Origin of the sequence: Ligilactobacillus hayakitensis DSM 18933 = JCM 14209, assembly GCF_000615845.1 — a bacterium.
Classification (GTDB): Bacteria; Bacillota; Bacilli; order Lactobacillales; family Lactobacillaceae; genus Ligilactobacillus; species Ligilactobacillus hayakitensis.
In genome coordinates, this window is record NZ_BAML01000008.1 from 43,794 (window position 1) to 64,417 (window position 20,624).

The window sequence follows — 20,624 nt, forward strand, 5'->3', positions numbered from 1 at the left end:
GGTGAAATCATGGAGATATTAGAAAAAGCCCCTGCTAAACTTAACTTGAGTTTAGATACTCCGTTTGTCCATCAAGATGGAGAACCCGAGTGGAACATGGTTATGACCGCAATCGATCTTTCTGATCATGTTTATATCAAAACCATTCCTAATTCAAGCACTATTACGGTTAAAACTGATTCTGGTTTTTTACCGTGTGATGAACGAAATCTTGCATATCAAGCGGCAAAACTCATGCAATCTTTTATTACACCTAAGCAAGGCGTTGAGATTGAAATCTTAAAGAAGATTCCGGTATCTGCCGGTATGGGTGGTGGTTCAGCTGATGCGGCTGCCGTTTTACGTGGTTTGAATAAATTATGGAAGCTTAAATTTTCTAACAACCACCTTGCTAAACTTGCTTTACAAATTGATTCAGATGTTCCATTTTGTGTCTATAATAAGCCTTCGCTCGTAACTGGGCGCGGTGAAATTATTCAACCAATTGGAACACTTCCACAAATGTGGATTATTGTGGCAAAACCTTCAGCAAGTGTGTCAACTCCCAGTGTCTTGAAACAAATTCGCGAACAAAAAATTGAGCACCAAAATGTTGATAAAGTTGTTTTAGCAATAAAAAATAATGACTATGATACTTTAAGTCAAAATATTGGGAATGCTTTAGAACCCATTACGCAAAAGCGACTACATGAAATTCATCGAATTAAAGAAAAAATGATTCATTTTGGCGCCGATGCGGCCTCAATGAGCGGCTCAGGCCCCACTGTTTTTGGAATTACGCAAAAATATTCGCGGGCACTTCACATTTACAATAGTTTACGGGGATTTTGTAAAGAAGTTTATTTAGTTCGTGCCTTGTCTTAAGGCAAGTAAAAAAGGAAGAAGTTAGCAAGTCTAAACTTGTAACTTCTTCCTTTTTATTTTAATGAATCATCCATGTGCTCATAAATTAAATCATAAACGTATTTAGCATCCTCGTTATTTTTACTGAAAACAACAATAGTATCATTCCCAGCTAAAGTTCCGGCAATTTCAGGAATTTCTAAATCATCTAAACGTGCCGCTAAGATATTAGCATATCCCAAATTAGCTGAAGTTTTAATTAAATTAATGAATTGAATTGTTTGTAATCCTAACACATTTTCATAAATTTCACTGTATAATTTTTCGTAGTTTTTTTTAGTTTGAACTTTTAATTGCTTGTAAACCGTTTTACCATCATCCGTACTCATCTTCACGATATTCAAGGCTTTCATATCGCGTGAAATCGTCGCTTGAGTCACATTTACCCCTAATTCATTTAATATTTTTAAAATTTGATCTTGGGTTGTAATTGTATTTTCGTCAAAGATTTTTGCAATCATAGCTCTTCTTTGTCGTTGATCCAAAAAAATCCCTCCAAAAACATTTTTACTTCTATTTTTTCCAACCTTCATTATACTAGATATTTTTATATTCAACCATCAACAATTCTTACTTATTTTTCCATAAAATATCCGATATTTCATTCAAAATTCGTTTATTATCATGTAAGCTGCTATGACTTGTATTTTCAAAAGTTTGTTGTTGATAATAAGCCATTTGGGATTGATAATTTTCTTCAAAAATTCCGATTGGACATTGGGAACGGATCCATCCGTGGGTTTATTTTTAATCTCACCAAGGAAATTATAAAAGTGAATTTTATTTTTCAAATCAAAGTGACGTGCTTGGGCAATTAACTTATGAAAATTGCCATCAGTTGAATGTTTTTGACTTGCAAGGCGATAAGTTGTACTATCATCAAAACTTTCTTCAACGGGGACCCCTAATAAAATTACTTTTTTAAATTGAATTTCCTTTTGGATTTTTGGTGATCCTGCCAAAGCGTGAATCCAAGCGCTTCCGCCCCATGAATGTGAAACAATATTTAACTTATCAACATGATATTGTTCATGCAAGACTTCCATTACATCGGTTAACCAGCGGGTTTGTGGCCGAAAACTACTTGTATAGTTCCAATCAAATAAAACTTGGATTAATGCATTTTTCTTATTTTTGACTGTGCCATCAACAACAATTTTTCCATTCGGGCGGACATGGATTGTCATGGTTTTTTGCGCTAAATTTTCTTTTTGGAAACTTTTTACCATTGCTTGATAAGTTAGTCGATTTCCAGCCCATCCTGGAATCAATAATGTCGGTGTATCTGAATAATTATACCCTTTTTTCAATTGATTTGTTCGCAATGGTTGTTCTTTTAACGGTGTTATTAAATATAATTGAGTCAATCCTAATAAAACAACGATGACTATTAAAACTTTACAAATTATTTTAAACACCAACCTCATCTTCTTTGTGTGGATTTAAAAATAGGGATTGGATAAACATTCGTCAATCCAATCCCTCCTTTTATATGTTCATTTTATAAAAATAAACCTTTATTATTCAAATAATTAGTACTGATTAAATAAGATTCTGGAATTTGTTAGTTATTCAACTACTGATTCATCGCCAAATTCTAACTTAATATTTTCTGTAAGTACATCGGTATAGCTATATGACACTCGATCAACAAAAGTATCATCGTTTAATTCAACAATAAATACCGAAGGATAAACTTCTTTAAGGATTCCCTTTTGTTGTTTAGCCTTTTTTCTCCCCAACTGTGTTGTGATTGTCACAGGCATTCCTTTATTGTCCGTCAATTCGGACTTGATTTTATCAATTGTACTTGGCATAATTCCACCTCTTTAACGGGTATTATACCATAACATAGGCAATTTAGCAATTTTTATTTAGTTGTAATCCCCGCATTTACAAGCGCATCTGAGAGGCGAACAAAATCAGCCACTGTTAATTTTTCACCACGGATTGCTTTATTTATGTCAACGTTTTCCAAGACTTGTTCCATCTTATCTTTTGTTTCAGCATCTTTGCCATATAAACTTTGCAAGTTATTCCAAAGGCTCTTGCGTCGATGTAAGAAACTCCCTTTTACCAATTTCTTAAAGTGAGCTTCATCTTTTGGTTGTGCTGGTTTTATGGCTTTTTTATTTAATACAATAATTGCTGAATCAACGTTTGGTTGAGGTACAAAAACTGTTTTAGGTACAATAAATGATATTTCTGAATCCATTTCATATTGAACCGCCACAGAAAGTGAGCCATAAGCTTTGGTTCCTGGTTCGGCTGCCAGGCGTTCAGCTACTTCTTTTTGCATCATAACAACGATGGTAGCAAAATCAATGCCTGAATCTAAGAGATGCATCAAAATTGGGGTAGTGATGTAATATGGTAAGTTTGCAACCAATTTAATATTATGCTTACCATCAAAATTTTCACTGATTAATTTTTGTAAATCAGCTTTTAAAACATCTTGGTGAACAACTTTTACATTAGGATATGGTGATAATGTATCTGCTAATACTGGTAAAAGGCGATCATCAATTTCTAACGCCATTACTGAATGGGCTCTTTTGGCAATTTGTTCAGTTAACGCACCAATCCCTGGTCCGATTTCAATTACATCATCATCTTGACTAACATCAGCTGCTGCAACAATATTTTTCAAAATATTAATATCAGTTAAAAAGTTTTGCCCTAAACTTTTTTTAAATGTTAGACCGTAACTTTCCATAATCGCGCGAGTACGCGTTGGATTTGCAATATCTGGAATTTCGTTATTCATACTTCCTGCTCCTAGTAATTATCTTCATTTTTAATATATTCAAGTGCTTCTTTAAATTCTTCTGGTGAAATTTGGAATAAATTTAAGCGTTTATATAATTGTTTTCCATTTGTATAGCCAATGCGTAAATATTCGCCTAAACGACGACGATATTCTTTAGCATCCTTACCCGAAGTTAACCCCGCAACAATTAAATCTTCGCGTGAAATCAAGGGTTTAGCATCGGGTTCTTCTGTGTACAAATTTTGTAAAGCTTCCCGAATTGCATCGGGACTTGCATGTTCAACTCCTAAACTTCCCTTATGATCAGGAACGGCATCGCGCTTATTTAAGAATGCATGCTTAACGCCTGGCACTGCTTCTGTGATAATCTTGCGAATCTTTTCACCAGAAAAATCAGGATCGGTAAAGACAATTATACCTCTTTTATCATATAAATCTTCAATTTGTTCAAGGACTTCATCACTAATAGCTGAACCTCTTGTTTCTAAGGTATCGGCATTGACTGCCATATTAATCCTCTTGGTGTCGTCTTTTCCCTCGACAACTATAACTTCTCTAATTTTCATTTTATCCATTAATTATTAATCTTTAAAACCTTTTGTGTATTTGCAAATGTTGCTTGAGCTAATTGACTGGCACTAACTCCTTTAGCTTGAGCTAAAAATTCTAACGTATAACGTGTCATCGCCGGTTCATTTTTTCTTCCTCTAAAAGGCATCGGCGTTAAATATGGGGCATCGGTTTCCACTAAAATTCGATCCATAGGTGTGATTTCAGCGGCTTGTTTAACCTCTTTTGCATTGTTAAAAGTAACCACCCCACTATAAGACAAATACATCCCTAAATCTAAAAATTTTTCCGCCCAAGTGGCATCCCCATTGAAACTGTGCATAATTGCGCCTGACTTTTTAATATTCATATTCTTTAAAATATCATAGCAATCTTCAATAGCATCGCGATTATGCACCACAATCGGTAAATCTAATTTTTGTGCTAATTCGATTTGTCTTTCAAAAGCATTTACTTGAGCTTGCTTAGGAGAATCGTGATAATAGTCCATTCCGATTTCTCCAACTGCAACAAAGCCATCTTGTTGTAAATATCTCATCAACATTGCTTCATATTCGTCATCATAAGCTAAAGCATCTTCTGGATGACAACCAACAGCTCCATAAACAACGCCGGGATACTGCTTAACTAAATCTTCTAGTCGTTGATTACTTGTTTCATCATAGCCTAAAACGAGCATCTTAGATACATCCAAAGCTTGTGAACGTTGAATGACTTCTGGAACATCATTATCAAAAGCACTGGAATTTATATGCGTATGTGAATCAAAAATTTTTAAATCATTCATTTAATATCCTTCCTGTCGTTATCATATTTGTTATTATAGCATATTTACCTCATTGATGAAGATTGGCACATTTTAGCCCCACCCATAAAAAAAGACCAGGTAATTATTTACCTAGCCTTATATCATTCAAATATTAACCTATAATTGAACCATTAGGAATATTTTCTGAAACCATTAATAATTGAAGTTGATCGCCATATTCAGCTGATAGAAGCATTCCTTGACTTACTTGGCCCATCATTTTACGTGGTTGTAAGTTCGTTACTGCAATTACTTTTTTACCAACTAATTCTTCTGGGTTTGGATAGAATTTTGCAATTCCTGAAAGAATTTGGCGGTCGCCATCATCTCCGGCATCCAAACGGAATTTTAATAATTTATCTGAACCTTCAACGCGGCTAACTTCTTTAACTTCAGCAACCTTCATTTCGACTTTTTCAAATTTATCGAAACGAATTTCTTTTTTAGTTAAATTAAGGGTTGTTTCTTCGGGATCAAAGTCGCCTTCTTTGGCCTTAGCCATATTTTTACGGCCTTTTGCTTTTTCGTTTTTAGTCATTGATGACTTAATAAATTCAACTTCTTCTTCAACATCTAAACGAGGGAAGATTGGTTGTCCTTTAGCAACAACTTGAACATCAGCAGGGAAATCAAAGTAACTTACTCCTTTAATATCCATTTGGTCAGTAGGTAAACCTAGTTGTTCAAAGATTTGTTTTGGTGCATGTGTCATTACTGGTTGAATTAAAATTGCAATCAAACGTAATGATGCAGCTAAGTGAGCTAAAACGCTATCTAATTGGTCAGCTTTAGCATCATCTTTAGCTAATGCCCAAGGTTCTGTTTCATCAATATACTTGTTTGTTCTAGCAACTAATTTCCATAATTCATCTAAAGCATTTGAAAAATGCACGGCATCCATTTGTTCTTGGTAAGCTGTAATTGTTTGTGCTGCGAAATCTTCTAAAGTCTTGTCAAATGCAGTCACCCCAGATTGTAAAGCTGGAACTTTACCATCACGATATTTGTTAATCATCGCAACTGTACGGTTTAATAAGTTTCCAAGGTCATTAGCAAGATCAAAGTTCACACGGTTAACAAAATCTTCTGGTGTGAAAATTCCATCATTTCCAAATGGAACTGCACGCATTAAGTAGTAACGTAATGCATCTAATCCATAACGTTCTGCAATCATTTCAGGATAAACTACGTTACCTTTTGACTTAGACATCTTACCGTCTTTCATTAATAACCATCCGTGACCAATGATATGTTTTGGCAATGGTAAATCTAATGCCATTAAAATAATTGGCCAGTAAATTGTGTGGAAACGTACAATTTCTTTTCCAACCATTTGAACATCTGCAGGCCAGTAACGGTTAAATAAGCTTTCGTCACCACCAGTTTGGTAACCAAGTGCTGAAATATAGTTTGTTAAGGCGTCAATCCATACATAAACAACGTGTTTAGGATTTGAAGGTACCTTAACCCCCCAATTGAAACTTGTACGAGTTAATGCTAAATCCTCTAAGCCGGGCTTAATAAAGTTGTTAAGCATTTCATTTTTACGTGTTTCTGGAATAATGAAATCAGGATGTGCGTTGTAGTATTCAACTAAACGATCAGCATATTTACTCATCTTAAAGAAATAGCAATCTTCTGCAACTAATTCAACTTCGTGACCTGATGGAGCCTTCCCACCGATCATCTTACCGTTTTCATCACGGTATACTTCTGCTAATTGTGATTCTGTAAAGTATTCTTCATCAGAAACTGAATACCAGCCTTCGTATTTACCTAAGTAAATATCACCTTTTGCAAGCAGTTTTTCAAAGATATTTTGCACAGCTTTTTGATGAGCTTCATCTGTTGTACGGATGAATTTATCATTTGTGATTTCAAGTTTTTTCCATAATTCTTGAATATCAGCTGCCATCTTATCAACGTATTGTTGAGGCTTCATTCCTAATGATTCAGCCTTTTCTTCAATTTTTAATCCATGTTCATCAGTTCCTGTTAAAAAGAACACATCAAAATCTTGAAGACGTTTGTAACGCGCTAAGACATCACATGCAATTGTTGTATATGAATTACCAATGTGTAATCTACCTGATGGATAGTATATTGGCGTAGTGATATAAAATGTTGACTTTTCTGTCATTATATTCGCCCCTTAATAATTTCGTACTTTTATCTAAATATATTTTTTAACTAATCAATAGTATATCATAAACTTCATGTTAAAAGCTTTAAAATCAAGAATTTATTATCGCGTCATGAATTCAATTCCAAGTTGTGATAAAAATTGTGTGACTGGCATTTCATAATATTCGATAAACGTTTGTGATGCCTTTTTGCCCGGATCAGCAATGACAAATGAATTTTGCCCATCATTTTTCCAACGTCCCACATATGCATCTTTAAATTTAAGATTTTCAGTTAATGGTGAGTGCACAATTTCAAATAATTGTTTGACTTGCAAACGTTGTTGACGCTCACTTAAGACAACAGATAAGGTTGCAAATTCATTTAAATGCATTGGAACCATGCCCCAGTCTTCAAGTTGTTGATCAAATGCTTTAAATAACTTAACTACTGTGCGACGCATGATAAATGCAGTACTTAAATCTGCATCAGCCAAAATTTGATAAAGCTTTTTAGCCCCTTTTAAAGATTGTGGATATAATTCTTCTAATTTTGGCAAAATATTATCTTGTTCATCTTTGAAAAATAATAAGCAATCTAGTAATGTCAATAAACGTAATACCATCCAATTATCACGTTCTTTTGGTTCTGGTTTAAGGACTGCTAAAACACCTTTAAAATATAATTCTTGAATTTCATCAGTCATCACGTTCATTTCTTGTTGCTTGCGATAAACATAGTCATGCATCACGGTATCATAAATTTCTAAGGCTGTTGCCATAAATTTTGTATCAATATCTTTGTTTTTAGTAGTTAAATTAAATGAAATTTGTGGTGCTCCATTAAACATGTGCAAGAAATGTAAAAGTTCATGCATCACGGTATAATCTGGTTGGGTCATGTCGTATAAATCAACTACTAATTCACCGCCACGTAAATATTGTTGTGCTTGATCATGACGCACGAATCCTCTTTTTTCTTCTGTTTTTTCGTTAATTTTTACGCCACCAGGAAAAATCTTTTTAATATCTTCAATTAATCCTTTTGTTTGCTCGCTTAAAATAATTTCTTCACTCATTATTTTTCACCTCTAATTTTTTCCAAAATAGCTTGGGCTGAATTACTATCTCGTTTGCCAATTTTTTCTAATTCGTTGATAACTCGCGTAATTTCTTGTTCATTAGCTCCAATACTTTTGGCTAATGATTTTAATTGTAACCTCATATGACCTTTTTGAATGCCTTCAGTCACTAACGCATACAAGGCCGCAAAGTTTTGCGCTAAGCCTACACTTGCGATGATTGTTTCTAGTTCTTTAGCATTTTCAAATGTTAACAATTGCTTATTTAATTTAGCTAATGGAACAATTCCAATTGATCCCCCAACTGCTCCAACCGGAAGCGGTAAAGTAATTTTTCCAACTAACTTATCTGCTTGGATTTCCCAAGAACTTAATCCGCGATATTGGCCATCTTTACTAGCGTATGCATGACATGAAGCTTCCACCGCACGCCAATCATTTCCACTAGCAATCACAACTGCATCGACCCCGTTCATAATTCCTTTATTATGCGTAGCTGCGCGATATGGATCAAGTTGGGCTAACCGACTTGCTTGAGCAAATTTTTGGGCTACATTTTTCCCATCTATTCCATTTTTACCTAGAATGTCTATTGGAATTTCACAAGTTGCTGTTACCAAGCATTTTGTCGCGTAGTTCGATAAGATACTCATTAAAATATCACGATGATATTGTTCAGATATTTTGGCAGCAACTGCTTCTAGCATTGTATTTAAGATGTTTGCCCCCATTGCTTCTTGCACATCAACAAATAAATCTACACTCACCATATCAGGGGCTAAAATACGAAATTCAATTTCTCTTGCTCCGCCTCCACGCTTAACAATGGATGGATGCGCTTGATTAGCCACTTCAATTAATGTTGAAATCTGTGTTTGTAGTTGGTTTACCAATATTTTGGCATCATCAACGTTTTCTAAGACAACTTGGCCCATCATTAAACGTGAATGAATTTTAGCTTTAAGGCCTCCACTGCGCTTAATAATTCCTGCACCATGACTACTTGCTGCAATCACTGATGGTTCTTCAGTTACCATTGGCACTATGTATTCTTTACCATTGATTACATAATTCATCGCTAATCCTTCTGGAATTTGGTATTGCGTAATGAAGTTTTCGATTTGAATATCGCCAATTTCTTGATTAACTGCTAAACTTTCAAGCATTTGCCTTTGGGATAGTGTAATTTTATTTTGCTTTACTAAAATATCCAACCGTTCTTGCCATGTTTTCTTATAATATTTACTAAACCCGTCCATTATATTCTTCCTTAATTTTTAAAATATTCTTATTTATTATACCAAGAATTTATTGTATCAAGAATCCCAATTATTTTACAGTTTCTTCATCCTTTCCTATAAACCTGACCTTATTTTATGGTATGCTTAAAACAAGATTATCATTTTAGAGGTGAGAATTTGTTTAAGAAAATTGGATATGGATTAGTAGTAGTTTTAATCATTCTTTTTGGAATAAATCATTTCAAAACTACCCCTGTCAAATCAAAATTAACCATTGGAATTGTCGCACATAATAAGCCTTACAGCTACTATAAAAATAAGCAATTAACCGGTTTTGAAGTTGAGTTAGCTAAGAAAATCGCAACTCAAATGAAAGCACAACCTCACTTTAAAGTCGTTGATGAGCAAGCAACATTAAATAAAATGGTCAAAAATCATGAAGTTGACATTGCTTTTGGAGCTTTCAATCAAACTAATTTAAAGTCAAAAAAATTAATGTCGCTACCTTATTTATACCCTCAAAACACACTTTTCGTAACTAATAAAAGCAAAGTAAAAGATGTCAGTGATTTAACTTCTAAAACAGTTGGTTGTTTAAAAAAAGACAATAAGAAACAACTTCTTCAAGGAATTAATCCTAATATCAAAATCAAAGTCTATCCCGATAAAAAGCAACTATTCAAGGCCGTGCTGCAACACAAAATTAGCGCAGGGATTGTTAGTGATTATCAATATACAAGTTTTTTAGCAAAAAATATTAAAGTTTCACCCCACTATGCTACAACACTTAAATCACAAAATACTAAGGCAGCCCAAAAATTAACCACTCTACGCAAAGTTGGTGATATTAACGTTACTAATGATCAAATTGTTGCGCTAATTAATCCAACTAAGAAAAAAGAAATCGACAAAGCTTTAACTGAATTACACAATTCAAATCAAATTATCGATTTATCACAAAAATATTTCAAACAAGATTTAACTAAGCAATAAAGTACAATCTTATAATTAAAAAACCTTAAGGAATCAACATTTTTATCAACGTGATTTCTTAAGGTTTTATTTTTGCTATTGCTTTGTTTTTTAACAACTAGTTTGAGTTAGTCTCTAACATTTCAAAAAGTAATCCTTCTCTAACACCACTTTCTGAAAAAGTTACATATGGACAGTGACAACGTCGCATAATTTCAATAATTGGGGTAAGGCCACCAATTATAATATCAGCACGACTTGCTTCACTTCCTAAATCTTGTTTTCGTTCTTGCTTATTCATTGCTAACCAATTTTGGTAAATAGTAAAGATTTCATCACGCATGATTTTTAGTTCATGAATACTTTTTTCTTCAGTATGTAACGTGCCAATCTTTTTTCTAGCAACAGTTCGTGTAGCTCCCCCTAAAAGTACTAATGGTAAATCATGACCATCTTTTAGCCAAGAAAGCTTTTCATCAAATAAAGCTTGGAGATAATTTTGAAACTCAAATAAATCTTTGGCTAATATTTTGTCATGGGCGTTAAATTTTTCGCTTAAACTTACCGCCCCATGTTGAATACTAATAAGATGTTCGTCTTTTCCGTCTTTCATTAAAATCACTTCAAAGCTTCCGCCACCCATATCAACGATGATTGCATCTTTCAAGTTCAAGTAATGCGTTACTCCAACATAATCGTAGTAGGCTTCGGTATCACCAGACAAAACTTCAATCGTTGCTCCAGTAATTTGTTTAACTTGATCAATAAATTCTTGAGCGTTACTTGCAGCACGTACAGCTGCAGTTGCAATAGCTTTTATTTTGACATTTTCGTATTGACTATAAATCTCTTTGAATTTTCTTACCGCGTCTAACGTGCGTTCAATCGCTTGCGGCTGTAATTGACGATTTTTTTCTTGTCCCATCCCTTCAGCCATCCGCGTCATTTCTTTAGTACGAAAAACTTCTTTAAAAGTTGATACGTTAGCTTGAACTTCATTAATTGATAAACGGGTTGAATTTGATCCAAAATCCAATATTACTAAGTTTTGCATTGTTAACACCCCAAGAAATAAATATTTAAAATATATTTTACCATATATTTTTCTCGAACTTCCGCAAATATTAAAACTTATTTTTCATCAAAGTAGTTAACTCCGATTGCAGCACGAACTTCATTAAGAGTTTGATTTGCAACTTCATTTGCACGTTTGCAACCCTCTTTTAACATTGCATAAACTGCTGGAATATCCTTAGCGAATTCTTCACGACGCTTACGAATTGGTCCCAACTTAGCTTCAAGGACTTCATAAAGGTATAACTTGATCTTTACGTCTCCAAGACCACCTTTTTGATATTGTTCTTTTAATTGCGCAACTTTTTGTTTATCATCATCAAAAATATCAAGGTAAGTAAAGACCATATTACCTTCAACTTGGCCAGGATCTTCAATGTGAATGTGGTTTGGATCTGTATACATTGACATTACTTTTTTCTTCAAGGTTTCAGAATCGTCTGATAAGTAAATAGCGTTGCCTAATGATTTACTCATTTTAGCGTTTCCATCTAATCCTGGTAAACGACCTTCGCCTTTAGGTGGAAAGACCCCTTCTGGTTCAACTAAAACATCCCCATAAATTGAGTTGAAACTTCGCACGATTTCACGCGTTTGTTCTAACATTGGTTCTTGGTCATCCCCTACAGGGACAAGGTTAGCTTTAAAGGCTGTAATATCAGCTGCTTGACTTACTGGATATGTGAAAAATCCAGCTGGTAATGATCGCTCGAAATTCTTTTGCTTAATTTCAGTTTTCACTGTTGGGTTTCGTTCCAAACGTGATACTGTAACTAAATTTAAGTAATACATATTTAATTCTGATAATGCTGGTACTTGTGATTGGACGAAGATTGTTGATTTGCTTGGATCAATTCCAACAGCTAAATAATCTAAGGCAACTTCGATTAATGAATTTTTGATTTTTTCTGGATCACGCGCATTATCAGTTAATGCTTGTTGGTCTGCAATCATAATAAATGTATCGTACTTGCCAGTATTTTGCATTTCAACCCGTTTTTTCAAAGATCCAATATAATGACCTACGTGAAGTTTTCCCGTAGGACGATCACCTGTTAAAATAATATCTTTTGCCATATTTTTTCCTCCTATAAAAAATACCACGACTATCGTCTATCAATAGGACGACAATGCCGTGGTACCACCTAATTTGCAGTTTTCAACTGCCACTTAATGCTAATATTAAAATTTTGCTAATAAATCAATTATCCCAATTCGATTTGACTGTCATTTTTCAGCTACCATGACTCTCTTTTATTTCTTCTCTACTACCATAATTGATACCTATATTTTAACCAACTTCCCAAAACTTGTAAAGATATGAATTCCCTAATATAATGGCTATAGAATTTAGATTAAAGGTTGGGTTTTGATGAGTCGAATTAAAAAACATCTCCAACGTGAATATGAAGACTGGGAGAAAGTTCAAAGAAAACAAAATAAACAGTTAAGTTTTGCTTCGAAAAATCTTGGCATTAATATTGGGGCATATCTTTTAATTTCAATCATTGAATTTATTTTATCGTTTCAAAGTCACTCACAAACTTTAAGAGCAGATGCTTTTAATAATCTTTCTGGGATTGTTTCAACTTTGCTCTTAATGATTGGAATTCATATTGCTCAAGATATTGACGATGATGATATTGTTGGGGCGCCGTTACCAAATTATTCGTTAAAACAAAGAGGTAATGATCAGCGCATTCAATTTACTCGTTATCGCTATGAAACCGTCTTTACTCTCGTAACAGGGGTCATTATGATTACAATTGCGATTTCTGTTATTTTTTCAGGAATTAAAGGTCTTCTTAATGCCGATACCAGAATTGTTCCGAAATCAAGCGCACTTATAGGGGCAATTATCGCCTCTGTTATCATGCTTTTAGTTTATCTGCAAAATCGCCGGATGGGGCGTAAATTAAAAAGCGCGGCATTAACCGCAGCTTCACAAGATAGTTTAAGTGATGCGCTAACGAGTATTGGAACTTTAATCTCAACTGCGGGAGCTCTTTTATTTCAGATTACTTGGCTTGATGGTATCACAAGTATTATCGTTGGGGTCTTCATTTTATATTCTGGTTTCAAAATTTTTATGGAAACTAGTTTAAATCTAGTTGATTATTTTGACCCCGAATTAGAAAAGCAATACCGCCAAGTTATCTCTTCGATTGAAGGTGTCGCACATATTTCTGAATTAAAAGCCCATTACAATGGCAATTTTATTACGCTAGATATTGTAATCATGGTAAATGGATATATTTCTGTCCTTGAAGGCTATCGTATTTCTGAAGAAATCGAAAAAGTTATGCGTAAACGCTTCGGAATTATTGATACTGATGTAGCTTTCATCCCTGATCCCAGTTCAATTAAAGATGAAGATTTTTAACCTAAAGTCAAAAATGACTTTAGGTTTTTTTATAGAATTGTTAATTCTTGTCGAATTAGTTAATCCATGCTAACATTATTGCGCAAGAAAAATCAGAAAGGATTGATTTTGTGGATAATCAACGCCAATTAGAACAAACTCGGGTTGATTCTGTGATTAAAGAAATTAAAAAACAGCAAGCAACAACCCAAATAGAATACGAAAAAGCCCATCAAGAAACGAGCTCCGTTGAACGTAATTATGTTCAAAACGCTCGCATCAATACATTAGAAGTTGATGATCAAATGGAAACCAACGCTGAAGTACAACAACAAAAAAATTTAGTGGCCAAAACTTTAGAAAATGAAAATATTCTAAAAAAACAATTAGATACCCTAAAGATTCTCAATGATTCTCCTTACTTTGGCAGAATTGATATTCAAGATCCCGATGAATCACAACCAGAAACACTTTATATTGGGACTGCTTCATTAGTTGATGATAACCATGACTTTTTAATCTATGATTGGCGCGCTCCGATTTCTTCAATTTACTATAACGGAGCTTTAGGTAAAGTATCTTATCAAACACCCATGGGAAATGAAGAAACAAACCTGCTTAAAAAACGTCAATTTACTATCGAAAATGGCAAGATTATTAATATGTTCGATACTAATGAAACTGTTGGCGATGAAATTTTACAAAATGTATTAGGCGAACACTCTGATGAATATATGCGCAATATCGTCGCAACGATTCAAAAAGAACAAAATGACATCATTCGTGATACTAAACACGATCTTTTATTAGTTCAAGGAGTTGCAGGATCCGGTAAAACTTCCGCAATTTTACAACGAATCGCCTTTTTACTTTATCATAGTCGCGATAAACTAGAAGCGGATCAAATTGTTCTCTTTTCACCTAATCTTTTGTTTAGTCATTACATTTCTGAAGTCCTTCCAAGCTTAGGCGAACGCAACATGCGCCAAGTTACTTTGGCTGAATTTTTAAAAAATCGTTTTGAAGGCCTAAATGTTGAAAATTTATTTATGCGTTATGAACACGAAGATTCTTTAACAGTTGCTCAAAAAAAATTACGCCAACAAAAAGAACACCCAGATTTTATGCACCAAATTGAAACTTATGTGGATAACCTTCCAAACAATGCCGTTCAATTTCGTCCAATTTATCTCAACGGGAGCGAGTTTTTCACAACTTCACAAATAAACGAAATTTATAACAATTTACCCCAATTAATGAAACCTTCGCAAAAATTTTCTGAAACTAAAAATAAGCTAATTAAATTTCTTAATCGTCAAATTAAGCGTGAAGCCCTCAGTGATTGGGTCTTAGACCGTATTGAAAGTCTAAGTGACGAACAATATTATGATCTTTTAGGTAATAAACGACGGGGATCATTTCAATCGCTTGAAGATGAACAATTCTATATTGGACGTAAAATTGTCCACAAAGAATGGGAAAGTGTGTACGATGGTATTTACAATGACTATTTCATTGATACTTATGCACAATATCGTGATTTTCTTAACCAAAACTATCCACAAGCTTTAGAGGCTTTTGACACTAACCTTGAGCTTCACAAAATGGCGCTTGAAGACTGTGCCCCAATTCTTTATCTTCGTGATCGTTTAACTGGTAGCGGCGTTAATCATGGAATTGCTCACTTATTTATCGACGAAATGCAAGACTACTCCTTACCGCAATTAATGTATTTACACTATATTTTTCCTGAAGCTAAATTCACGCTTCTTGGCGATAGTGAACAAGCGTTATTTAATGAATTTCGAACTCCCGATGAATTATTAACATATTATAAACAACACTTAGATTTTAAACGCGCTAATATTATTAAACTTAATAAATCTTATCGATCAACGCAGCAAATCACCGATTTTATGAAGAGTATCCTGCCTGATGGCAATGAAATTATTTCCTTTACCCGTACCGGTCCACTCCCAGAAATAATTCAATCAAAAGATAATGACCACGCACTCCAAAATTTAAAGATAAAACTACAAAGTTATCAAAATGATGACCGCGTTGCTATCATTACCCGCAATCAAAAGGAAGCTTTGGCGTTATATCAACATTTAAAACGCGACTTTAATCCAACTTTACTTGATGATTCCAGCCGCAGTTTACCTTTAGGCGTGATTATTTTACCTATTTATCTTGCTAAAGGATTAGAATTTGATAATGTTATTGCATTTGGGATTTCAGAAAAGAATTATAGCGATCAAAGAGCAATCGGAATTTTATACACTATATGTTCACGTGCCATGCATCAATTAACAATAATCACATGTGGACAACTTCCGACGCTTCTTCAAACAGTTAATCCACGGCTTTATCAACAATCTTCCTTGATTTTTGTGAAGTAATTTCACTAGGCTTGCAAAATTTAAATCAATATATTAAAATAATTTGGTAAGTCGTGCCACTTTAGCTCAGGAGGTAGAGCATCACCATGGTAAGGTGGGGGTCACCGGTTCAAATCCGGTAAGTGGCTTATTAAAAAAGTCGTTTCAAAATTCATTTTTATGAATTTGAAACGACTTTTTTTATTTTTTTGCAGTCTTGTCAGAATCGGACAGGTTTCTTTTTAGATATTTGCTATCTTGGATATATACCCCCTATCAAATATTTTATAGAGGAGAAATTTATGTCCAATCTTACCGATGCTGAATTAATCAGCGAATATCAAAATACTCAGTCCAATGAGGCTTTTTTACAAATCTTAGAGAGGTATCAACCTTTAATTTTAAAAACTATTAATCATTGGACGATTAAATACTACGATAAGGAGGACCTACTGCAAGAAGCTCATTTTGAATGCCATAAAGCATTGCTATCATTTAAATTTGATAAAGGTGTTACTTTTGGATATTATTTCAAAAACAATTTAAATCGAAGATACTTTTCATTGATGAGAGCTGCATTTGCTAAAAAAAGAGAGATTAATCAGCATATTACTTCAATTGATGCACATTCACCAGCAGTTGCTGAAAACATGCTCGGCATTGATCGCAACTTTCATTCGCCTGAACAAGCGGCCCTAATTAAAGAAGGTGTCCGAGAATTTACGCAACGCAATAATCAACTTGAAAATGAAATTATGCGCCAACTCACATCAAAAAATCCATTATCTACGGATGAAATCATCGAGAAATTGGATAAATTTAATGCCCAAAAGTATCATTTCTATAATTTAAAGCGCAGTTTCAAAAACGATATTAACATGAAATCATACTTTTAAAACCATATAAAAAAAGCTGGGAAAAACCCAGCTTTTTTATTTTAATATCATTACTGATTATTCAGCAGCATTTCCACCGTTCTTCTTAATGATATCTTCTTGGATACCCTTAGGAACTGGTTCGTAGTGGTCCATTGTCATTGTGAATGTACCACGACCTTGTGTTGCTGAACGAAGTGTTGTTGCGTATCCGAACATTTCTGCCAATGGAACAAAAGCGTTAACAACTTGTGCGTTACCACGAGCTTCCATACCTTCAACACGACCACGACGAGCAGTTACGTGACCCATAACATCACCCAAGTTATCTTCTGGTGTGATGATTTCAACCTTCATAACTGGTTCAAGAATTACAGCACCAGCTTTTGAAGCAGCGTTACGTAATGCTAATGATGCAGCAACCTTAAATGCAGCTTCTGATGAATCGACATCGTGGTAACTACCATCATATAACTTAGCCTTAACGTCAATTAATGGGTAACCTGCAAGAACACCGTTTTGCATAGCTTCCTTCAAACCTTGTTCTACTGAAGGAATGTATTCACGAGGAACAACACCACCGACAATAGCATCTTCGAATTCGAAGCCTTTACCTTCTTCGTTTGGTGTAAATTCAACCCAAACGTCACCATATTGACCTTTACCACCAGATTGGCGAACGAACTTACCTTGTGCTTGAACAGTCTTAGTGAATGTTTCACGGTAAGCAACTTGAGGTGCACCAACACTAGCTTCAACGTTAAATTCACGTTTCATACGGTCAACGATGATATCTAAGTGTAACTCACCCATACCTGCGATAAGAGTTTCACCAGTTTCAGGGTTTGTTTCAGCCTTGAATGTTGGATCTTCTTCAGCAAGTTTTTGTAAAGCAACGTCCATCTTATCTTGGTCAGCTTTTGATTTAGGTTCTACAGAAACTTGGATAACTGGTTCTGGGAATTCCATTGATTCAAGAATTAATGGAGTCTTAGGATCAGTTAATGAGTCCCCTGTAGTAGTGTTCTTCAAACCAATAGCAGCAGCGATATCACCTGAGAATACTTCAGAGATTTCTTTACGTTGGTTTGAGTGCATTTGAAGTAAACGACCTACACGTTCACGTTTACCCTTTGTTGAGTTTAATACGTATGAACCTGATTCAAGTGTACCACGGTAAACACGTAAGAATGTTAAACGACCAACGAATGGGTCAGTAGCAATCTTAAATGCTAAACCAGCAAATGGAGCACTATCGTCAGCCTTCAATTCAACTTCTTCACCTGTTTCAGGATCTGTAGCATTGTATGGCTTAACGTCTAATGGTGATGGTAAGTAATCGTTAACACCATCAAGCATCATTTGAACACCTTTGTTCTTGAAAGCAGAACCAGCAAATACTGGGAATACATCCAAGTTCAAAGTAGCCTTACGGATAGCAGCACGTAATTCATCGTTGCTGATTTCTTCACCTTCAAGGTACTTGTCCATGATGTCTTCATCAACATCAGCTAAAGCTTCGATCATTTGATCACGACGAGCTTGTGCATCTTCCTTATATTCATCTGGAACGTCTACAACATCCCATTTTGAACCTAATTCATCTTCATCGTATAAATCAGCCTTCATTTCGATTAAGTCGATAACACCTTCAAAGTTATCTTCTGCACCGATAGGCATTTGAACAGGTAATGGGTTTGCTTGTAAACGATCAGCAATTGTACCAACTGAGTAGTCAAAGTTAGCACCAATCTTATCCATCTTGTTGATGAATACGATACGTGGAACACCATATGTTGTAGCTTGACGCCATACGTTTTCAGTTTGTGGTTCTACACCTGATTGAGCATCAAGAACAACTACAGCACCATCAAGAACACGTAATGAACGTTCTACTTCGACAGTAAAGTCAACGTGTCCTGGAGTATCGATGATGTTGATACGATTTTCTTTCCATTGAGCTGTTGTAGCAGCTGATGTAATTGTGATACCACGTTCTTGTTCTTGTTCCATCCAGTCCATTTGTGAAGCACCATCGTGTGTTTCACCAATCTTGTGGATCTTACCAGTATAGTACAAGATACGTTCAGTAGTTGTTGTCTTACCAGCATCGATGTGGGCAACAATACCGATATTACGTGTTTTTTCCAAAGGGAATTCACGGTTTGCCATTGAGAATTACTCTCCTTCCAAATTTTAAAATACTATTTCTTCAAAAAAATGACTATTATAAGGATTAAACAAACCATATAACAGCCATTTCAAAAAATTACCAGCGGTAGTGTGCGAATGCACGGTTAGCGTCAGCCATCTTGTGAGTATCTTCACGTTTCTTAACAGCTGCACCTGTGTTGTTAGCTGCGTCCATGATTTCTTTAGCTAAACGTTCTGACATTGTGTGTTCACCACGTAAACGTGAGTATTGAACTAACCAGCGTAAACCTAAAGTTGTACGACGATCTGGACGAACTTCGATAGGAACTTGGTAGTTTGAACCACCAACACGGCGTGCCTTAACTTCAAGAACAGGCATAATGTTCTTCATTGCTTCTTCGAACACTTCCAATGGTTCGTTTCCTGTTTGTTCCTTAATAATATCAAATGCTTGGTATAAAATCTTTGATGCAGTCCCGCGCTTACCATCTAACATCAAACGGTTGATTAAGCGAGTAACCAATTTTGAGTTATAAATTGGATCTGGGAGCACTTCGCGTTTTGCAACGCCACCTTTTCTTGGCATCTAGATAACCTCCTCAAATTCTAGTTAAAAGTTAAAATTTAATTATTTTTTAGGCTTCTTAGCACCGTACTTAGAACGACTTTGCATACGGCCTTCTACACCTGCAGTATCTAAAGCACCACGAACGATGTGGTAACGTACCCCAGGTAAATCCTTTACACGACCACCACGGATAAGAACAACTGAGTGTTCTTGTAAGTTGTGGCCAATACCAGGAATGTAAGCTGTAACTTCGATTAAGTTTGACAAACGAACACGAGCATACTTACGTAAAGCTGAGTTAGGCTTCTTTGGTGTCATTGTACCAACACGAGTAGCTACACCACGCTTTTGTGGAGCTGAATTGTTAGTTTGTACTTTCTTGTAACTGTTATACCCAAAGTTTAAAGCTGGGGAATTTGATTTTGAACCTTTAGATTTACGACCTTTACGAATCAATTGGTTAATTGTAGGCATCTCTAAAGCTTCCTCCTTCCTTAATTTAAAAGTGTTATTTAAGTACACACATCCAGGAGTTTCATTTTTATTGATAAAAAAATTACGTCCCCATATGTACGTATCTTCGTGCATGTTGCTCACAGCCAGCATGTCTTATTAATTAAGAGAAACTGATCACATAAAGCACCTTACATAGAATATCATGTTTTAATGTTCAGTGTCAACATTAATTTAAGATTTAAAAATATTTTTACGTATATTAATACACGTAGAGGTCTAATAATG

Annotated in this window: 19 protein-coding genes, 1 tRNA gene and 1 pseudogene; 6 read left to right on the forward strand and 15 right to left on the reverse strand. The window is 34.9% G+C overall.

Translation table 11 applies throughout. The features are described 5' to 3' along the window. Positions 1–9: 9 nt before the first annotated feature. The gene (ispE, locus tag JCM14209_RS03635; protein ID WP_025022240.1) at positions 10–864 is read left to right on the forward strand and encodes a 4-(cytidine 5'-diphospho)-2-C-methyl-D-erythritol kinase; all 855 of its coding nucleotides are present in this window, start codon (positions 10–12) and stop codon (positions 862–864) included. 53 nt (positions 865–917) lie between these two features. Here ispE and JCM14209_RS03640 read toward each other — a convergent pair whose 3' ends face one another. From JCM14209_RS03640 to JCM14209_RS03680, 10 genes and pseudogenes are all read right to left on the reverse strand, one after another. Beyond that, positions 918–1,388, reverse strand: coding sequence for an arginine repressor (locus JCM14209_RS03640; protein WP_025022241.1), 471 nt, complete (start codon positions 1,386–1,388; stop codon positions 918–920). A gap of 85 nt (positions 1,389–1,473) precedes the next feature. After that, complete coding sequence (locus JCM14209_RS10370) at positions 1,474–1,581, reverse strand: alpha/beta hydrolase (protein WP_263640348.1); 108 nt, start codon at positions 1,579–1,581, stop codon at positions 1,474–1,476. Positions 1,582–1,646: 65 nt separating this feature from the next. Then, a pseudogene (locus JCM14209_RS08955) lies at positions 1,647–2,330 on the reverse strand (alpha/beta hydrolase); the annotation flags it as partial. A gap of 141 nt (positions 2,331–2,471) precedes the next feature. After that, positions 2,472–2,720 carry a Veg family protein gene (locus tag JCM14209_RS03650; RefSeq protein ID WP_025022242.1) on the reverse strand — a complete coding sequence of 83 codons (249 nt, stop codon included), beginning with the start codon at positions 2,718–2,720 and terminating at the stop codon, positions 2,472–2,474. Between the two features lie 53 nt (positions 2,721–2,773). Beyond that, entirely contained in the window at positions 2,774–3,670 is an 897-nt protein-coding gene (rsmA, locus tag JCM14209_RS03655) for a 16S rRNA (adenine(1518)-N(6)/adenine(1519)-N(6))-dimethyltransferase RsmA (RefSeq protein ID WP_025022243.1), read from the reverse strand. Between the two features lie 11 nt (positions 3,671–3,681). Continuing rightward, on the reverse strand, positions 3,682–4,239 hold the full coding sequence (rnmV, locus tag JCM14209_RS03660) for a ribonuclease M5 (RefSeq protein ID WP_155830668.1): 558 nt from the start codon (positions 4,237–4,239) through the stop codon (positions 3,682–3,684). Positions 4,240–4,247: 8 nt separating this feature from the next. Then, positions 4,248–5,030 carry a TatD family hydrolase gene (locus tag JCM14209_RS03665; RefSeq protein ID WP_025022245.1) on the reverse strand — a complete coding sequence of 261 codons (783 nt, stop codon included), beginning with the start codon at positions 5,028–5,030 and terminating at the stop codon, positions 4,248–4,250. A gap of 133 nt (positions 5,031–5,163) precedes the next feature. Further along, on the reverse strand, positions 5,164–7,191 hold the full coding sequence (gene metG / locus JCM14209_RS03670) for a methionine--tRNA ligase (protein WP_025022246.1): 2,028 nt from the start codon (positions 7,189–7,191) through the stop codon (positions 5,164–5,166). Between the two features lie 105 nt (positions 7,192–7,296). Continuing rightward, positions 7,297–8,253, reverse strand: a complete 957-nt coding sequence (locus JCM14209_RS03675) for a hypothetical protein (RefSeq protein ID WP_025022247.1) — start codon at positions 8,251–8,253, stop codon at positions 7,297–7,299. Then, positions 8,253–9,515 carry a hydroxymethylglutaryl-CoA reductase, degradative gene (locus JCM14209_RS03680; protein ID WP_025022248.1) on the reverse strand — a complete coding sequence of 421 codons (1,263 nt, stop codon included), beginning with the start codon at positions 9,513–9,515 and terminating at the stop codon, positions 8,253–8,255. Before JCM14209_RS03680 ends, JCM14209_RS03675 begins: the two co-directional genes overlap by 1 nt. A 159-nt stretch (positions 9,516–9,674) precedes the next feature. Here JCM14209_RS03680 and JCM14209_RS03685 point away from each other — a divergent pair, with 159 nt between their 5' ends. Continuing rightward, positions 9,675–10,490, forward strand: a complete 816-nt coding sequence (locus JCM14209_RS03685; protein ID WP_025022249.1) for a substrate-binding periplasmic protein — start codon at positions 9,675–9,677, stop codon at positions 10,488–10,490. Between the two features lie 97 nt (positions 10,491–10,587). Here JCM14209_RS03685 and JCM14209_RS03690 read toward each other — a convergent pair whose 3' ends face one another. After that, positions 10,588–11,523 (reverse strand): Ppx/GppA phosphatase family protein, encoded by a 936-nt coding sequence (locus JCM14209_RS03690; RefSeq protein WP_025022250.1) that lies wholly within the window; start codon positions 11,521–11,523, stop codon positions 10,588–10,590. 77 nt (positions 11,524–11,600) lie between these two features. After that, the gene (gene trpS, locus JCM14209_RS03695) at positions 11,601–12,620 is read right to left on the reverse strand and encodes a tryptophan--tRNA ligase (protein ID WP_025022251.1); all 1,020 of its coding nucleotides are present in this window, start codon (positions 12,618–12,620) and stop codon (positions 11,601–11,603) included. A 295-nt stretch (positions 12,621–12,915) separates the two neighbouring features. Between trpS and JCM14209_RS08960 the strand changes: the two genes are divergently transcribed. From JCM14209_RS08960 to JCM14209_RS03715, 4 genes are all read left to right on the forward strand, one after another. After that, entirely contained in the window at positions 12,916–13,926 is a 1,011-nt protein-coding gene (locus tag JCM14209_RS08960; protein ID WP_035519868.1) for a cation diffusion facilitator family transporter, read from the forward strand. A gap of 110 nt (positions 13,927–14,036) precedes the next feature. After that, positions 14,037–16,307, forward strand: a complete 2,271-nt coding sequence (helD, locus tag JCM14209_RS03705; protein ID WP_025022252.1) for an RNA polymerase recycling motor HelD — start codon at positions 14,037–14,039, stop codon at positions 16,305–16,307. A 55-nt stretch (positions 16,308–16,362) separates the two neighbouring features. Further along, a tRNA-Thr gene (locus JCM14209_RS03710) sits at positions 16,363–16,435 on the forward strand. 153 nt (positions 16,436–16,588) lie between these two features. Continuing rightward, positions 16,589–17,182 (forward strand): sigma-70 RNA polymerase sigma factor region 4 domain-containing protein, encoded by a 594-nt coding sequence (locus tag JCM14209_RS03715; protein WP_025022253.1) that lies wholly within the window; start codon positions 16,589–16,591, stop codon positions 17,180–17,182. A gap of 57 nt (positions 17,183–17,239) precedes the next feature. On the opposite strand, the gene fusA is transcribed toward JCM14209_RS03715, so the two are convergent. From fusA to rpsL, 3 genes are all read right to left on the reverse strand, one after another. Further along, positions 17,240–19,333 (reverse strand): elongation factor G, encoded by a 2,094-nt coding sequence (gene fusA, locus JCM14209_RS03720; RefSeq protein WP_025022254.1) that lies wholly within the window; start codon positions 19,331–19,333, stop codon positions 17,240–17,242. Positions 19,334–19,430: 97 nt separating this feature from the next. After that, on the reverse strand, positions 19,431–19,901 hold the full coding sequence (gene rpsG / locus JCM14209_RS03725) for a 30S ribosomal protein S7 (RefSeq protein WP_025022255.1): 471 nt from the start codon (positions 19,899–19,901) through the stop codon (positions 19,431–19,433). A gap of 42 nt (positions 19,902–19,943) precedes the next feature. After that, the gene (gene rpsL, locus JCM14209_RS03730; RefSeq protein WP_003703807.1) at positions 19,944–20,357 is read right to left on the reverse strand and encodes a 30S ribosomal protein S12; all 414 of its coding nucleotides are present in this window, start codon (positions 20,355–20,357) and stop codon (positions 19,944–19,946) included. Positions 20,358–20,624 lie beyond the last annotated feature (267 nt).

Coding starts and splice junctions, on each gene's coding strand:
- ispE (WP_025022240.1), top strand. CDS start 10: ATGGAGATATTAGAAAAAGCCCCTGCTAAACTTAACTTGAGTTTAGAT.
- JCM14209_RS10370 (WP_263640348.1), bottom strand. CDS start 1,581: ATGGCTTATTATCAACAACAAACTTTTGAAAATACAAGTCATAGCAGC.
- JCM14209_RS03650 (WP_025022242.1), bottom strand. CDS start 2,720: ATGCCAAGTACAATTGATAAAATCAAGTCCGAATTGACGGACAATAAA.
- rsmA (WP_025022243.1), bottom strand. CDS start 3,670: ATGAATAACGAAATTCCAGATATTGCAAATCCAACGCGTACTCGCGCG.
- rnmV (WP_155830668.1), bottom strand. CDS start 4,239: ATGAAAATTAGAGAAGTTATAGTTGTCGAGGGAAAAGACGACACCAAG.
- JCM14209_RS03665 (WP_025022245.1), bottom strand. CDS start 5,030: ATGAATGATTTAAAAATTTTTGATTCACATACGCATATAAATTCCAGT.
- metG (WP_025022246.1), bottom strand. CDS start 7,191: ATGACAGAAAAGTCAACATTTTATATCACTACGCCAATATACTATCCA.
- JCM14209_RS03675 (WP_025022247.1), bottom strand. CDS start 8,253: ATGAGTGAAGAAATTATTTTAAGCGAGCAAACAAAAGGATTAATTGAA.
- JCM14209_RS03680 (WP_025022248.1), bottom strand. CDS start 9,515: ATGGACGGGTTTAGTAAATATTATAAGAAAACATGGCAAGAACGGTTG.
- JCM14209_RS03690 (WP_025022250.1), bottom strand. CDS start 11,523: ATGCAAAACTTAGTAATATTGGATTTTGGATCAAATTCAACCCGTTTA.
- trpS (WP_025022251.1), bottom strand. CDS start 12,620: ATGGCAAAAGATATTATTTTAACAGGTGATCGTCCTACGGGAAAACTT.
- JCM14209_RS08960 (WP_035519868.1), top strand. CDS start 12,916: ATGAGTCGAATTAAAAAACATCTCCAACGTGAATATGAAGACTGGGAG.
- JCM14209_RS03715 (WP_025022253.1), top strand. CDS start 16,589: ATGTCCAATCTTACCGATGCTGAATTAATCAGCGAATATCAAAATACT.
- fusA (WP_025022254.1), bottom strand. CDS start 19,333: ATGGCAAACCGTGAATTCCCTTTGGAAAAAACACGTAATATCGGTATT.
- rpsG (WP_025022255.1), bottom strand. CDS start 19,901: ATGCCAAGAAAAGGTGGCGTTGCAAAACGCGAAGTGCTCCCAGATCCA.
- rpsL (WP_003703807.1), bottom strand. CDS start 20,357: ATGCCTACAATTAACCAATTGATTCGTAAAGGTCGTAAATCTAAAGGT.